The organism is Novosphingobium sp. THN1, assembly GCF_003454795.1.
Taxonomy (GTDB): domain Bacteria; phylum Pseudomonadota; class Alphaproteobacteria; order Sphingomonadales; family Sphingomonadaceae; genus Novosphingobium.
Genome location: NZ_CP028347.1, coordinates 606568 through 620904, shown reverse-complemented (window position 1 = coordinate 620904; position 14337 = coordinate 606568). Strand labels below are relative to the sequence as shown.

11 protein-coding genes, 2 tRNA genes and 2 pseudogenes are annotated in these 14337 nt (G+C 64.6%); 9 read left to right on the top strand and 6 right to left on the bottom strand.

From position 1 onward, the window contains the following. Positions 1-390: 390 nt before the first annotated feature. Both C7W88_RS03130 and dapE read left to right on the top strand, forming a co-directional pair. Positions 391-1065 (top strand): glutathione S-transferase family protein, encoded by a 675-nt coding sequence (locus tag C7W88_RS03130; protein WP_118074544.1) that lies wholly within the window; start codon positions 391-393, stop codon positions 1063-1065. Beyond that, positions 1065-2192: a succinyl-diaminopimelate desuccinylase gene (gene dapE / locus C7W88_RS03125; protein ID WP_118072450.1), complete on the top strand. Its 1128-nt coding sequence runs from the start codon at positions 1065-1067 to the stop codon at positions 2190-2192. The genes C7W88_RS03130 and dapE overlap by 1 nt, the downstream gene beginning before the upstream one ends. Here dapE and msrA read toward each other — a convergent pair. After that, complete coding sequence (gene msrA, locus C7W88_RS03120) at positions 2189-2725, bottom strand: peptide-methionine (S)-S-oxide reductase MsrA (RefSeq protein WP_118072449.1); 537 nt, start codon at positions 2723-2725, stop codon at positions 2189-2191. The two genes, dapE and msrA, sit on opposite strands and share 4 nt — an antisense overlap. A 76-nt stretch (positions 2726-2801) precedes the next feature. On the opposite strand from msrA, the gene C7W88_RS03115 reads away from it, so the two are divergent. The 4 genes and pseudogenes from C7W88_RS03115 to C7W88_RS03100 all read left to right on the top strand — a co-directional run bounded on the left by C7W88_RS03115 (position 2802) and on the right by C7W88_RS03100 (position 5178). Beyond that, complete coding sequence (locus tag C7W88_RS03115) at positions 2802-3659, top strand: class I SAM-dependent methyltransferase (protein ID WP_118074543.1); 858 nt, start codon at positions 2802-2804, stop codon at positions 3657-3659. A gap of 53 nt (positions 3660-3712) precedes the next feature. Continuing rightward, positions 3713-4560: pseudogene (gene aguB / locus C7W88_RS03110) on the top strand (N-carbamoylputrescine amidase). Beyond that, the gene (folK, locus tag C7W88_RS03105) at positions 4557-4967 is read left to right on the top strand and encodes a 2-amino-4-hydroxy-6-hydroxymethyldihydropteridine diphosphokinase (protein WP_370073224.1); all 411 of its coding nucleotides are present in this window, start codon (positions 4557-4559) and stop codon (positions 4965-4967) included. Before aguB ends, folK begins: the two are co-directional and overlap by 4 nt. Positions 4968-5102: 135 nt before the next feature. Then, a tRNA-Lys gene (locus tag C7W88_RS03100) sits at positions 5103-5178 on the top strand. A 4-nt stretch (positions 5179-5182) separates the two neighbouring features. Here the strand turns inward: C7W88_RS03100 and C7W88_RS03095 are convergent. Continuing rightward, positions 5183-5800, bottom strand: coding sequence for a TetR/AcrR family transcriptional regulator (locus tag C7W88_RS03095; protein WP_118072448.1), 618 nt, complete (start codon positions 5798-5800; stop codon positions 5183-5185). 165 nt (positions 5801-5965) lie between these two features. Here C7W88_RS03095 and C7W88_RS24615 point away from each other — a divergent pair. Both C7W88_RS24615 and C7W88_RS03085 read left to right on the top strand, forming a co-directional pair. Further along, positions 5966-8294: pseudogene (locus C7W88_RS24615) on the top strand (TonB-dependent receptor). Between the two features lie 167 nt (positions 8295-8461). Next, positions 8462-9217 (top strand): YkgJ family cysteine cluster protein, encoded by a 756-nt coding sequence (locus tag C7W88_RS03085; RefSeq protein WP_118072447.1) that lies wholly within the window; start codon positions 8462-8464, stop codon positions 9215-9217. Here the strand turns inward: C7W88_RS03085 and C7W88_RS24610 are convergent, their stop codons facing one another. After that, positions 9218-9436, bottom strand: coding sequence for a hypothetical protein (locus tag C7W88_RS24610; protein WP_370073178.1), 219 nt, complete (start codon positions 9434-9436; stop codon positions 9218-9220). Then, positions 9412-10182 carry an NAD(P)H-binding protein gene (locus C7W88_RS03080; protein WP_370073177.1) on the bottom strand — a complete coding sequence of 257 codons (771 nt, stop codon included), beginning with the start codon at positions 10180-10182 and terminating at the stop codon, positions 9412-9414. Before C7W88_RS03080 ends, C7W88_RS24610 begins: the two co-directional genes overlap by 25 nt. Before the next feature lie 222 nt (positions 10183-10404). Between C7W88_RS03080 and C7W88_RS03075 the strand changes: the two genes are divergently transcribed. Beyond that, positions 10405-10491: transfer RNA gene (locus C7W88_RS03075), tRNA-Leu, on the top strand. 143 nt (positions 10492-10634) lie between these two features. Here the strand turns inward: C7W88_RS03075 and C7W88_RS03070 are convergent. Both C7W88_RS03070 and traA read right to left on the bottom strand, forming a co-directional pair. Then, positions 10635-11408 (bottom strand): DUF6118 family protein, encoded by a 774-nt coding sequence (locus C7W88_RS03070; protein WP_118072446.1) that lies wholly within the window; start codon positions 11406-11408, stop codon positions 10635-10637. 10 nt (positions 11409-11418) lie between these two features. Continuing rightward, positions 11419-14304, bottom strand: coding sequence for a Ti-type conjugative transfer relaxase TraA (gene traA, locus C7W88_RS03065; protein ID WP_118072445.1), 2886 nt, complete (start codon positions 14302-14304; stop codon positions 11419-11421). Positions 14305-14337 lie beyond the last annotated feature (33 nt).

Genomic DNA, 14337 nt, shown 5'->3' with positions numbered 1-14337 from the left:
TCTCCCCTCCCGCAGGCGGCAGGGCGCTAACGCAATCTCCCCTCCCGCAAGCGGAGGGGGCGGGGGTGGGCAAGCGGCGAAAACCGCCGACCATTTCCAACACTCCGCCATTACGGAGCGATAAGCGCTGTCCTACAGCCGCGCGCATGACGCAGCCTTCGCGCCATGCCCTACCGCGATCCTCTCCTCCCCGCCCGCCACTCCCTCGCTGATGCCCTGCGCGAGGCCGTGACCGCGCCCGCATTGCTGACCGAATATCGCCTCCACGAAGCACTTCGCGGGATCGGGACGATACACGCCTTGAACTGTGTAAACCGTGTAAACCCGTTCACGGTCGACACAGCGAACCTGAACGGCTACGCGGCTCGCAGGCGTAACAGGGCGAACACGATGAAGCTGATCATCGGCAACAAGAACTACTCCAGCTGGTCGCTGCGGGGCTGGCTGGCGTGCAAGCAATCCGGCCTGCACTTCGAGGAAATCACCGTCCCGCTCTATGGCGAGGACTGGGACGAAGCGCGCCGGACCGACGAACTTGCACCATCTTCGGGCAAAGTGCCGATCCTTTGGGATGGCGATGGCGAAGACGCGCCGGTGGTGTGGGACAGCCTTGCGATCATCGATTACCTTGCCGACAAGGTCGGGCGCGATCGCTTCTGGCCCAAGGACGAGACCGCGCGCGCCATGGCGCGCTCGATGGTCGCCGAAATGCACTCCAGCTATCTGCCGCTGCGCCGCAGTCTGCCGATGAACATCCGCAAGCGCGTCGAAGGCGTGGAGATCAGCGCCGAAGTCCGCGCCGACATCGTTCGCATTCTCTCGCTCTGGGCCGAGGCCCGCGCCCGCTTCGGCAAGGGCGGGCCGTTCCTGTTCGGCACGTTCTGCGCCGCCGACATCATCTATGCCCCCGTCGTTTCCCGCTTCATGACCTATGGCGTGCCCGTGCCGGGCTTTGCCATGACCTACATGGAAGCGGTCTGGACGCACGACTGGATGCAACAATGGATCGAAGCCGCAGAGAACGAGGGCTGGACCATCGAGCAGTTTGAGGAGCCCGCACGCTGATGTCGCTCGATCCCGTGATCCTCGCCGAACGTCTGATCGACTGCGAGAGCGTTACCCCCGCGACCGGCGCGGTGTTCGATTGCCTGCAGGCCATGCTCGAACCGCTGGGCTTCGCAATCCATCGCTTCGTTGCCGGTGAAGCGCCCGACGGCCCGGTCGAGAACATGTTCGCGATTCGGCGCGGCCCCGAAGGCTCGCGCCACTTCGCCTTTGCCGGGCATCTCGACGTCGTTCCACCGGGCGAGGGTTGGACGTCCGGCCCGTTCAAGGCAGAACGCCGCGGCGAATTGCTTTACGGACGCGGTGCGGTGGACATGAAAGGTTCGATCGCCTCGATGGTTGCTGCTGCCGCCGAAGTGCCGGTCGAGGCGGGAACGCTCAGCTTCATCATCACCGGCGACGAGGAAGGCCCGGCGCGCTTCGGCACCGTGCCCCTGATCGAGCTGATCCGCGAGATGAAGGCCGAGCCTGATCTGTGCCTGGTGGGCGAGCCGACCTCGGTCAACCGCCTGGGTGACATGGTGAAGATCGGCCGTCGCGGTTCGGTCAATATGTGGATCACCTGCAAGGGCGCGCAGGGTCACGTCGCCTATCCGCACCTCGCCGACAATCCGATCCCGCGCCTGGTCGCGCTGCTCGCCGATCTTGATGCGCTGGTGCTCGACGAGGGCACGGAGTGGTTCCAGCCATCGAATCTCGAGATCACCGACCTTGAGGTGGGCAACAAGGCCACCAACGTCATCCCCGCCGAGGCGCGCGCGCGCATCTCGATCCGCTTCAACGACCGCCATACCGGCGCCAGGCTGGTCGCCATGGTCGAGGAAGTGGCACGCCGCCACAAGGGCGAGGTGCGTGCGGTGATTTCGGGCGAGAGCTTCATCACCTTGCCCGGCGACTATTCCACGCTGATTGCCGAGGCGGTGCAGGCCGAGACCGGCCTCGATCCCGAACTTTCGACCAGCGGCGGCACCTCGGACGCGCGCTTCCTGCGCGCCGTATGCCCGGTCGTGGAGTTCGGCCTGTGCAACGCCACGATGCACAAGAAGGACGAGGCCGTTGCGCTGGAAGACCTTGCAGTCCTCCAGCGAATCTACCGGCGGATTACGCTGGCGGCCTTGGCAGCCTAGGCCTTCACCTTGTTGGCGAAGCTTTTGCGCAGCTTCATCAGCTTGGGCGGTATAACGGCAAGGCAGTAGGGATTGCGCTGGCCTTCGCCTTCCCAGTACTCTTGGTGATAGTCCTCGGCAGGATACCACGTCGCCATCGGTTCGATCGTGGTGACGATGGGCTTTGGCCAATCGGGCTGGGCGCGGGCGATGGCCGCTTCCATCGCTGCCTTCTGCTCCTCGTCCGCCGGGAACATCGCCGAACGGTACTGCGTGCCCACGTCGTTGCCCTGGCGGTTCAGTTGCGTTGGATCGTGCGTGGCGAGGAAAATGTCGAGGATCTGGTCGAGGCTGATCGTTTCGGGACTGAACGTCACGCGGATAGCTTCCGCATGCCCGGTAGTCCCCGAACAGACCTGCTTGTAGGTCGGGTTGTCGACCGTACCGCCGATGTAGCCGCTCTCGACATTCGTCACACCGATCACGTCGCGGAAGACTGCCTCGGTGCACCAGAAGCATCCACCTGCGAGGATGGCCGTTGCTTGTTCGCTCATGCGCTATATTCTCCTGAATTGCGTGAGAGATAAGCATGCCACCCCGCTTGTCATCGGCCCGAAGGAGAATCCCCACATGCGTCGAATCAGCCTTGCCCTGCTCGCACTCGTTGCGGGAAGCAGCCTCGCCACTCCGGTAATGGCCGAGACTGCGCAGACCGCTGCTGCAAAGGTCGATCCTGCGCTCGCCGCCGCCGTTGCCGATCCGTTGCGCGAGAAGGACCGTGCGCGCGACGTCTATCGCAAGCCTGCCGAGACGCTGAGCTTCTTCCAGGTCTCGCCGACGATGAAGGTGGGGGAATATGCTCCGGGCGGCGGCTGGTACTCCCGCCTGCTCGGGCTCTACCTCGGGCCCAAGGGTAAGCTGGTCGGCCTCTACTTTGACCCCACTGCCAGCGCCTTTGGCGACAAGATGAAGGCGGGCATTCGCGAAGGCGCCGCCAAGTATCCGGCGGAAGTGGCCGAATGGTCGGGCCAGCCGGCGGAGCGATTCTCCGCGTTCACGCTCGACGTGCTGCCTGACGGTGAGAAGGGCACGTTCGATCGCATCCTTGTCATGCGCATGATGCACAACCTGCTGCGCTGGAACCTTGCTGCGCACGAGATCAAGCAGATGCGCGAACTGCTCAAGCCCGATGGCATGATCGGCATCGAACAGCACCGTGCCAAGCCAGACGCGCCCTATTCCTTCACCGACGGTTCCAAGGGCTACCTGCGCGAGGCCGATGTGATCAAGTTCATGGAAGTGAACGGCTTCACCTATGTCGGCAAGAGCGAGGCCAACGCCAACCCCAAGGACCCGGCAAACTGGCCTGATGGCGTATGGACCCTGCCGCCACAGCTTGCCGGCAAGCCCGACGATGCGACCAAGGCGAAGCTGCAGGCCATCGGCGAGAGCGACCGCATGACGCTGCTGTTCCGCAAGCGCCCCTGAATTGGAGCCCGGCGACGGTTGAATTGCGAGGGCAGGGGCCTTAGGTCCCTCCCATGACCGAAATCTCCGTCGCCGCCCTGCAACTCGCCCTTCCCGGGGCGAGGCCGAGAACATCGCCGCTACTGCCGCGCTGGTAGAAGAGGCCGCGCGTGGCGGCGCGCAGATCGTGCTGCCGCCAGAGCTCTTTGCCGGCCCCTACTTCTGCAAGGTCGAGGACGAGGCGCTGTTCTCGATGGCCTACCCGCTCGACGCGGACCCTTCGGTGCGCGAGATGAAGAAGCTCGCCAAAGCCCACGGCATTGCCATTCCGACCAGCTTCTTCGAGCGGGACGGGCATCATTATTACAATACGCTGGCGATGATCGGCCCTGACGGCGAAGTCATGGGCATCTATCGCAAGAGCCACATCCCGGACGGCCCCGGCTACGAAGAAAAGTACTATTTCCGGCCCGGCAACACCGGCTTCAAGGTTTGGGACGTGTTCGGCACACGCATCGGCGTGGGGGTGTGCTGGGACCAGTGGTATCCCGAATGCGCCCGCGCCATGGCGCTGATGGGGGCAGAGCTGCTGTTCTACCCCACTGCCATCGGCAGCGAACCCTATGACGCCGATCTCGACACCAGCCGCATGTGGCGCCGCGCGATGATCGGTCATTCCGTGTCGAACTGCATGCCGGTGATCGCAGCCAATCGCATCGGTATGGAAGATGGCCAGCGCTTCTACGGCCACAGCTTCATCTCTGATGAATGGGGCGATTACCTCGCCGAGTTCGGCGCAGGCGAAACCGGCGTGCTTCACGCGACGATCGACCTGAAGCGCGCCGCAACGCACCGCGCCGGCATGGGCTTCTTCCGCGATCGCCGCCCGCAGCTTTACGGGCGGCTGGCAGAAGACATCTGAAGCTGCATCGCTACATCGTCGCGCTCGGCTCGAACCAGCGCCACCCCCGCCATGGCAACCCATCGGCAATCCTGTGGGCGGCACTGGATGAAGTCGGGCGGCGCAACTGCAGGATCGATGCGGTGTCCCCGACGATCCGCAGCCGGCCAATCGGGCCGTCGCAGCGCGTCTATTGCAACGGCGCCGCGCTGGTCTCGACAGACCTTGAACCCCGCGCCTTGCTGGACGAGTTGCAGGCGGTGGAAACCCTGTTCGGACGCCGCCGCCAAGGCCAGCGCTGGCGGTCGCGCACGCTCGATCTCGACATTGTCATGTGGTCCGGCGGGTGCTGGGCGGACGAGAACCTGATCATCCCGCATCCAGAATTCCGCAAGCGGGACTTCGTTCTCGGCCGGCGGCGCGCATAGCCGGTGACTGGCGCGATCCGATCACCGGACTGACGGTGCAGCAGTTGCACCGTCGCCTCGCCAAAGGCTTGACCCGCTCGTCCCCGCCCCCTAGGTGACGCGCCACGCCTAGCGCTTCACTTGCGCAGCCATGGCGGGCCCTTAGCTCAGTCGGTAGAGCAACTGACTTTTAATCAGTAGGTCGCTGGTTCGAACCCAGCAGGGCTCACCATTCCTTACCGCGACCGTGCGTTGAGCCCTTCGCCCAGCAGGTCTGCGGCCACTTCCGCGATCTCTTCCACCGGACGGCTGTCGTCCCAGACGCCGAAGCGCAGGCCGAGGAAGACGTTCATGCCCATGATGGCCCACGCCCGCACGTCCTGCTCCCCTTCGCGCAAGGTGCCGGCCGAAACACCCTCGGCAAGGCGCGCGGCGATGCGCGTTGCCGTGCCTTCGTAGTGGGCGCGGTAGCTTTGCGGGTCGGCGAACTCGGCCTCGTCGATGATCCGGTAGATTTCCTTGTGCTCGCGCGCAAAGTGCAGGAACCCGACGAGGGCTTCGCGTTCACGCTGCAAGCCGGTGGCGCCTTCGCTGACAGCGGCGGCGGCGGTCGTTGCCACCCTTGCTGACATGTCGCGCACAAGGGCGGTGAAGATCGCGTCCTTCGAATCGAAATAGGTATAGAAGCTGCCCAGTGCTGTTCCCGCGCGCCGCGTGATGCCGCTGATCGAGGCTTCGTGAAAGCCGCGCTCGCCAAACTCGGCTGCTGCCGCATCGAGCAACTTACGCAAGGTTTCGCGCCCTCGCGCGGTGCGTGGCACCTTTCCCGGACTTGCAGCGCTTGTCTGCGCCATGTGCGCTTCTCCCCGCAACCGCCCACCCCACAGCGCGTGTTGCCGTTTCGCCACGATCCGTAGCGACAAACCGGCAATCTCACAACGAGAAGTTGAAAGGTGGTTCAACTTTCAATATCAAGGCTGGCGAGCGGACGGAGCAGTCCGCGAGAGGGAGCCTGTCTGATGACCCGAATTTCCACGCGCGCCGCCTTGGCCGCCACAGTTGCACTGTTCGCCGTGCCCGCCATGCCCGCCTTCGCGCAGGAAACGCCTGCTGCCGAAGATGCCTCGGAGATCGCTACCGGCAACGAGATCACCGTGATTGCCCGCCGCCGCGAGGAGCGTCTGCTCGACGTCCCGATCGCAATCTCGGCGCTGAACACGGATGCGCTTGAGCGCGCCGGCGCCAAGGACCTTTCGGGCATTCAGGGCGCGATCCCGAACGTGAACATCGTGCAGGGCCGCGGCTCGGCCAGCAGCGCCAACTTCTACATTCGCGGTATCGGCCAGCCCGATGCACTGCAGACGTTCGACCCCGCAGTCGGCGTCTATGTCGACGGCGTCTACCTCAGCCGCATTCAGGGCGCGCTGCTCAACCTGTTCGATGTCGAGCGGGTCGAAGTGCTGCGCGGGCCGCAAGGCACGCTCTATGGCAAGAACACCATCGGCGGCGCGGTCAACGTCGTGTCGAAGAAGCCCGACCTCGATACCGTGAAGGGCGAGGCTGCGTTCACGTATGGTCGTTTCGATGAAGTGACGGCGAAGGGCTATGTCTCGGCCCCGCTGGTCACCGACAAGCTCGCGCTGTCGCTCGCCGGGGTCTATGACGACCGCGACGGTATCGTCACCGACCCGCGCACCGGCCGGAAGTACAATGACCGGAACAACCTGTCCGGCCGCGCCATCCTGCGGGCCAAGCCGACCGATACGGTCGAAATGCTGATCTCGGGCGATTACACCCGCCAGCGCAACGCGGCCACGCTTGGTTATCTGACCGCACCGTTGATCCAGACCGACTTTGTCCGGGGCGGCGTCGTGCTTGCTCCTGCAAATCCCTATGGCCCCTATGACTACAAGGCATCGACCAGCCTTGCCCCGGATCAGGGCCAGAAGCTGGACCACTGGGGCGTTTCGGGCACGATCAACGTGGATCTCAGCGACAGCTTCCAGCTGACCTCGATCACCGCCTATCGCAAGCTGAAGACCGATTTCTTCATCGACATTGACGCCACGCAGTTCGAACTGGGCGACGTGTTCGTGGGTGTTCGCCAGAACCAGTTCAGCCAGGAACTGCAGCTCAAGTACGATTCCGACAAGCTCAAGGGCGTGTTCGGGCTCTACTACCTCAACGAGAACGTGAGCTCGCACCAGGAAGCCTACGCCGACGGCCTGTTTGCCTTCAACGGCGCGCCGATCACGTTCCTCCGCACGATCGACGACAAGCAGGTTACCAAGAGCTATGCCGCCTTCGGCCAGCTGACCTACGACTTCACCGAGCAGCTCTCGATGACTGCCGGCCTGCGCTATACGCACGAGAAGAAGACCTACAACCGCTGCACGGTCACTGCCTCGACGCTCGGGCTGCTCAACAACATCCGTTACTGCTTCCCCGACAACCTGCCCGCGCCCTTCACTGGCGACGACGACGTGAGTTATGACGCGTGGACGCCGATGGTCAGCCTTTCCTACAAGCCGACCCGGACACACTGCTCTATGCCTCGGCCAGCCGCGGCTTCAAGGCGGGTGGCTTCAACGGTCGCGTCAACTCGAACGGGGACATCTCGGTTACGCGCAACGGCGTGACGACGGTGGTGCCGAACTTCGAACCCGAAACGGTCTGGTCCTATGAGGCGGGGCCAAGGGCACTTTCCTCGATGGCCGCGTCAATATCTCGGCAGCGGCGTTCTACACGGACTACAACAACTTCCAGGCCCGTGTCGGCAACGGCACCAATGTCGGCCTTGGCGGCAGCTTCCCGGTGCTCAACGCTGGAAAGTTGCGCATCCAGGGCTTCGAGTTCGACATCTCGGTCCGGCCGGTAACGCCTCTGACCCTGTTCGCCTCGGTCGGCTACCTCGATGCCGACTACAAGCGCTTCGATGATCCGCGCCGCTTGCCGCCTGCCGGTGGCGCTGCGTTCAGCTGCAACCCGACGGGGGCGCAGATCACTTGCCGGCCGGCCTTCGCGCCGCCGCTCACCCTGCGTGCTGGCGGTGAATACCGCGTCTCGCTGGGCGATGCCTCGCTGACGCTGGGCGGTGACGTCCGCTTCGTTGACAAGCAGTACCTCTCGGTCGACAACCGCCCGGGCCTGACCGAAGACGGCTACCTGATCGGCAACCTTTATGCCCAGGTCGACTTCGACAAGTTCTACCTGCGCGGCGCGGTCAAGAACGTGGGCAACACGCTGTACAAGACCGACGGTCAGGAATTCAGCTCGGTCGGCAACATCCAGACCGTCTACTACGGCGATCCGCGCACGTGGAATGTCACGGTCGGCGTTCGCTTCTGATCTGACAAGCGATCTCAAGCGGGGCAGGCGCCCTCAATCCCTCCATCGCCTGCCACCGCCGTCCAAGCCCCGGTCCGTTGTGGCCGGGGCTTTTGGCTTATTTGGAATGCTCCATTCCTGCGGGTTCTGCGCTTTGCGGGTGGAGCGGGCCCGGCTCTATTGACGGCATGGATCTGCACTTCGAATGCACGCAATGCGGGCGCTGCTGCCATGACCTCAGGTTGACGCTGTCGGTCGCCGAAGCGTGCGCCTGGGCTGGCAAAGGTCATCAAGTTGACCTGCTGACGGAAGCCTGGCCCTGGCCTAACGATGGTCCTGCCGACGATGCGGTGATGGCGTGGCGAAAGGCTACCAGCTTCGCCGTTCGCGTCGGGGATGTTCCATTCCGGATCAATCTCAGGCTGGTGGCGCGGCACGAGGGGGCCTGTCCGCACCTGCTGCCGGACATGCGCTGCGGCAACTATGAAGCCCGTCCTCGCATCTGCCGCATCTATCCGCTTGAAAGTCGTCCCTTTGAAGCGGTGGAGCCCGCGCGCCGGAAGTGCCCGCCCGAAGCCTGGCACGATGATCTGCCGGTGCTGGAGCGCGACGGTGAACCGTCCGACAGCGCAGCTCGCGTGGTGCTTGCCGCCCATCGTCAGGCCATGATCGATGACGTTCCGCTCAAGGCGCGGCTGGCATCGGCGTTGGGTTTTGCCGAGACAGCATTTGCCGGGGAAGGGTTGGCGGTGTGCGAGGTTGCACCGCTCGCCCTTCTGACGGCTGTCGAGGAAGTGTCCTGCGGCCTCTGGGATGTTACTCGGGACTGGGCAATGGTCACCAACCGGACATCGACGGCGCAGATGCTGGCCGATCTGGATTGCCCGGTGCGGCTGGTGTCGGCCGGGCCTGCGTTCCTGCCAGCCTTTGCCGACGAAACCTGATCAGGCGGACTTGGCGCGGACGCCGAAGCGGCCGAACTTGCGGTAGCGCGTCATCCAGCGGGCCAGGAACAGGCCGAGCGGACGCGGCGTCACGCCCAATGCCTCGATGCCGGGCAGCGTTCCCGACGCCACGTTGCCGGCCTTGAGCAGCTTCCACTGGTCGGTGCTCATCGGCGCACCCGGCAGCCATCCCGTCAGCGAAGCGAAGGCTCCCGACACTGCATCCGGCAGTTCGACCAGCACCGGCGTACGATCCGCAGCCTTGGCGATGCGGCGGTTGAGTTCGCCCATGGTGATGACTTCGGGGCCGGCCAGCTCGTAAGTCTTGCCGCCGTGCGCGCCTGGGTTGGCCAGGGCATTGCCGATGGCTTCGGCAGCATCGTCGACGAACACCGGCTGCAACCTGGCAGTGGGCCGAACACCGGCAGCACCGGCAGCTTGGCCATCAGGCCACCGAACATGTTGAGGAAGTTGTCGTCTTCGCCGAACAGGATCGAAGGGCGGACGATCGTCGCGGTCGGGAAAGCGGCCAGCGCGGCCTGCTCACCTTCGGCCTTGGTGCGAGCATAAGGCACGTCCGAACCGGCATCGGCGCCGAGTGCGGAAACATGCACGAACGCCTTGGCGCCAGCCGTCCCGGCGGCCTCGGCAACGCGGCCGACGCCCTGTCCCTGCAGCGAATCAAGGTCTCCGGCAAAAGCACCGACGAGGTTCACCACGGCGTCGACGCCGGTCAGCGCCGCCGCAACGGTGCGAGGCTTGGTCACGTCGGTCGCCACGAACTGGATCTGGCCGAGCGAACCCAGCGGACGAAGCTTGAAGCTGCGCTCGGGATGGCGGCTGCACACGCGCAGGCGGGCACCGCGCGAAAGCAGTTCCTGCGCCAGATGCGTACCGAAGAAGCCGCTGCCGCCCACCAGCGCTACCAGCATGCCTTCGAGATCGCGCGTTCTGCCGTTTGCCATATCGAGCGTGTCCTGAATCACTTTTGCCCGCCAATCCGGGCCGTTTCACGCGACGCCTTTGGCACAGCAGCAGGAGCAGTTTCAATGAGGAAACTCCCGTTCTGCAGCGCGGTTGCAAAAAGAGTCGCGATTGACGGAATTTGCCCCGTTGACACCCCGCCGCGCCTGTCCTAGTGGCGCGCTCCTACCCGGCGAGACGGCGCTTCAGCCCCTCGCCTCCGTGCCCAGATGGCGGAATTGGTAGACGCACCGTCTTCAGGTGGCGGCGCTGGAAACGGCGTGGAGGTTCGAGTCCTCTTCTGGGCACCAGTCAACCACTTTATCGTGTTGTTTTTACACGATAAAGTGGAGTTCCGGAAAAAGCGCTCCCACATTGATTCCCACATTTTGAGTGGGTCGTGGTGATCCTCGCTGGTCCTTGCCGGGACGCCAACTCGCCCTCGCCAATACCATCAACTGCTCTTTGGCTGCGTCACGGGACGAATCTTGACGCTGCATCGCACTGGCTGTTGTGAGGTTGCAGCGGTCTTCCGGCAAGCGTCAATGGCATCGCGGTTGTCGCGCTGGATTTCGGCTGCTTGCACAAGTGCATTCCATGCCTCCGGGCTGTCGCTTTTCATCATCCGTGCGCCAGTATCCCAGCGGGAAGATGCGCCGACCATCCGCGCTGCCATGCGCTCCGGCCAGTGCCAGCTTTCGGGCATGGCACGTGCAATGGTGCCGGGAAGGAAGGACCATAGCAGGATGCCAGCTAGCAAAGCCCCGCCTGCCACCTGGTAAAGCTGCTGACGCTGCTCGGCGGCGGTGCGCGCATAGGCCGTGACGCTGCGCATCTCCTGAGCGGCGTGGTTCAAGTCACTCCGGGCCTGGCTTATCCTGTCCTGATCGCTGCGCCGTGCTGCCTCGGCTGCGGCTGCAATCCGATTGCCGATGCTGTCAGGGGTCATCTGCATCGCCGGATGACCGGCCATACCCTTCAGGCTCCCGTCAATCGCGCCCATCCGCTTGGCCATGTCGGTCAGGGTCGCGCCATAGTCGGGAATGACAATGTCTGCGCGCTCGGCGGCAAGGTGCTGCACCGCTCGGCGCATGAGAGCCAGTTCGCCTTCAAGGCGGGCGAATGCCTCGGCGGCGGGATCGCCTGCGGTATCCGGGTTGGCAGGGTGGGGTTCCGGCTCCGGCTCAAGGTCCAGTGACAGTTCCACGTCATCCGTATCGGTATCCATTGTGTTTCTCCTACAGGCCCATGCCGATTGACCGGCTCCGCTCCATCGTGATGGAGGCGGCAAGGTCGCGGGCCAGATCGCGACCGAGTTCCGTCTTGATGCCCAGCTCGCGGGTGCGACAGCGCAGCAGGGATTCGACCTGCGCATCGCGCTCCAGCCCCTTCACCAAATCCGTCATGCGGTTGGTGAGCCTCTGCGCGCCCTTGGTGTCACCATCGCGCTGCATGGCCTGGCGCGCTTGCCCGAGCCGCTGCCAGTCGCTGACAAAGCGGTCTGCACGCTGCGCGGGATCGACGCGGATTTCGGCTTCGAGCTGCATGGCGCGGATTGCGCCCTGGCTGCGACCATCGGCGGCCTCGCGGGCCAGCGAAGGCTGGCGCTGCAAGGCGCTGGCGAGGTCGGCGGCGGCATGGGGACGGATCGCATCAAGCGCCTGCCCGGCCTTCTTCAGCGCGTCGCGCTGGTGGGGCAAGACGGGCAATCCCTGCTCGCGCATCTGCCCGATGTCAGCGGCGGCACGCGCATAGCGTTCGACGGCCTTGCGTTGATCAGACAGGCCAGCCTGATCGGTGGGCAGGGCTTCGAGCCGGTTCGCCTGCGGACGGAAACCCGCGAAGATCGACTTCGCCCGTTCCGGCAATTGCCGGGCGAGCTCCACGATCCGCTCGCGGAAAGTGATGCCGCGCCGTTCGGCAAACTGCTGCTCGGGCTTGTAGTCGCTGACCATGTCCTTGCCGCGCTCACGGCTCAACGTGCGGACAAGCTTCGACTGATCGGCGAAGTCATCGCGGCCATAATGCAGGGCAAGGCCATCGCGGTGCCGGGACATCGCGACATAGGCACCGTGGCTGTCCATCCCCGGCGTGGCGAGCACATGGGTACGATCCACGGTCATGCCCTGCGCCTTGTGGATCGTGGCAGCATAGCCATGATCGATGTGGGCATAGTTTTTGGTGTCGAAAGCGACGCTGCGGCCATCGTCGGTGCGCACGGCCATGCTTTGCGCGCTAATCCGCTCGACCGTGCCCAAGGTGCCGTTCTTGACGCCCAGCCCGCGCTCATTGCGCAGGAACATGATGCGGTCGCCGCTCGCGAACTGGCGCTCGCCGCGTGTCGCGCTGATCGACACGTCCATGCCCAGTTCGCCCGCGTCACGCAGCCGCCCGCGTGCTGCGTCATTGAGCTCGCGCACCTCGCTATTGGTGTGGGTGAGGATGATGCGCGTATCGTCGGGGCTGGCCTGCCGGTCATGATTCCAGCGTTCGATCAACTCGCCGCGTGCGGCCTCCCGTGTCTCGGCGGCGTGGATCATGCCGCGTTCGCCATAGGCATGGATGGCAAGGCCTGTGCGCCCGGTAGCGAGATGACGGGTGGCATCCTGCTGCCAGCCTTCGTGCTGGCGGCGTACCTCGCTGATTTCGACGCCACCGTGCCGTTCATGGAGCGCGCGGAAGGCAGCTCCGGCTTCGATGGCCTGGAGCTGTTGCGGGTCGCCGATGAGGACAACTTTTGCGCCTGCATCGGCGGCATGGGAAAGGACGCGCTCCATCTGGCGCGTGCCGACCATCCCTGCCTCGTCGATGACCAGCACGTCGCGCGCGGTGAGCAATTCGCGGCCCTGGCTCCACTGGTGTTCAAGGCTGGCGATGGTGCGCGAGGCAATGCCTGAACCGTGCTCCAGCCCCTCGGCGGCAATGCCCGACAACGCTACACCGCGAACGGTATAGCCCGCGCTCTCCCATGCCTCGCGCGCCACACCTAGCATCGCGCTCTTGCCGGTCCCGGCATAGCCAACGACAATACTGAATCCGCGACTATCGGTGACATGCTCGAACGCCGCGCGCTGCTCGCCGGATAGCGCCAGGCCACGTTCCGCTGCGCGCGCCAGCGCTCCTTCCCGGCCATGATCTTCGACCTGATGCCGCTCGCGCCCCGCCAGCAATTCCGAAGCGCGGCCAAGCCGCTGCTCGGTCTCGATCATCTGGCGCGATGTGAACCGGTCCTCGCCGCGTCCGTCCTTGCCGAGTGCGACAAGGTCGGATGATCCGCGAACCGCCCTCATCGCCAAATCGAACTGCTCCTTCCCGTCGCTGTGCCGGTGCACGAACATGGCAAGGTCGCGGTTGGTGAAGGTGGCCTGGCTGTGCGTGATCGCATCAAGCGCGACAGCGGGATTGGCGATGATCCGCTCGCCATTACGCTGCGCGACAGCGCGGTGTTCCTCGATCCGCTCGGCCTCAAGCCCGCGCACGCCCATGCGCGATGCGGCGGGACCGATCTTGTCCTGCGGCTCCAGCGCAATGCCCTGCGCCTCCAGGCTGCGGTGATCGATCCGCGCATCGATGTCGAGTTCGGCAAGGCGCTGGTTGACATGCTCGGCCCAGCGCTCGCGCCATTGCTCGACCAGTTCGGCCTTGTTCCACTCGCGCACCTTCGGGCCGAAGCCATCTTTGCCGACTTCGCGCATGGTGAGCATGACATGGGCATGCGGCTTGGGCTGGCCGTCCGCGCCAATATCCCAATGGACATTGAGATCGGCGATCATGCCTTTTTCGACGAACTCGGCCTCGGCAAATTCCCGCGCCAGCTCAATGCCCTGTTCCCTGGTCAGCTCGCGCGGAATGGCGAATTCGACCTCGCGGGCAAGCTGTGCGTCCTTGCGCTTCTCGGCAGCCTCGACCGCGTTCCAGAGCTTTTCTTGGGTACCAAATTCCTCCGGCGCGCCTTCCGGCAACAGAACTTCGGAATGGACGACCCCGTCCTTGTTGGTGAAGTCATGGTCGCGGTCGAGCCGTTCGTCGTGCAGCCGCTCGGCCCCGCGATAGGCGGCGGCAGCTACAGCGCTGCGCCCGCTCGACCGGCTGATGACTTTGACGGAGAGGTGGAAGATCGCCATGACGGCAATCCATCTACGCCATGAGCGCGACGT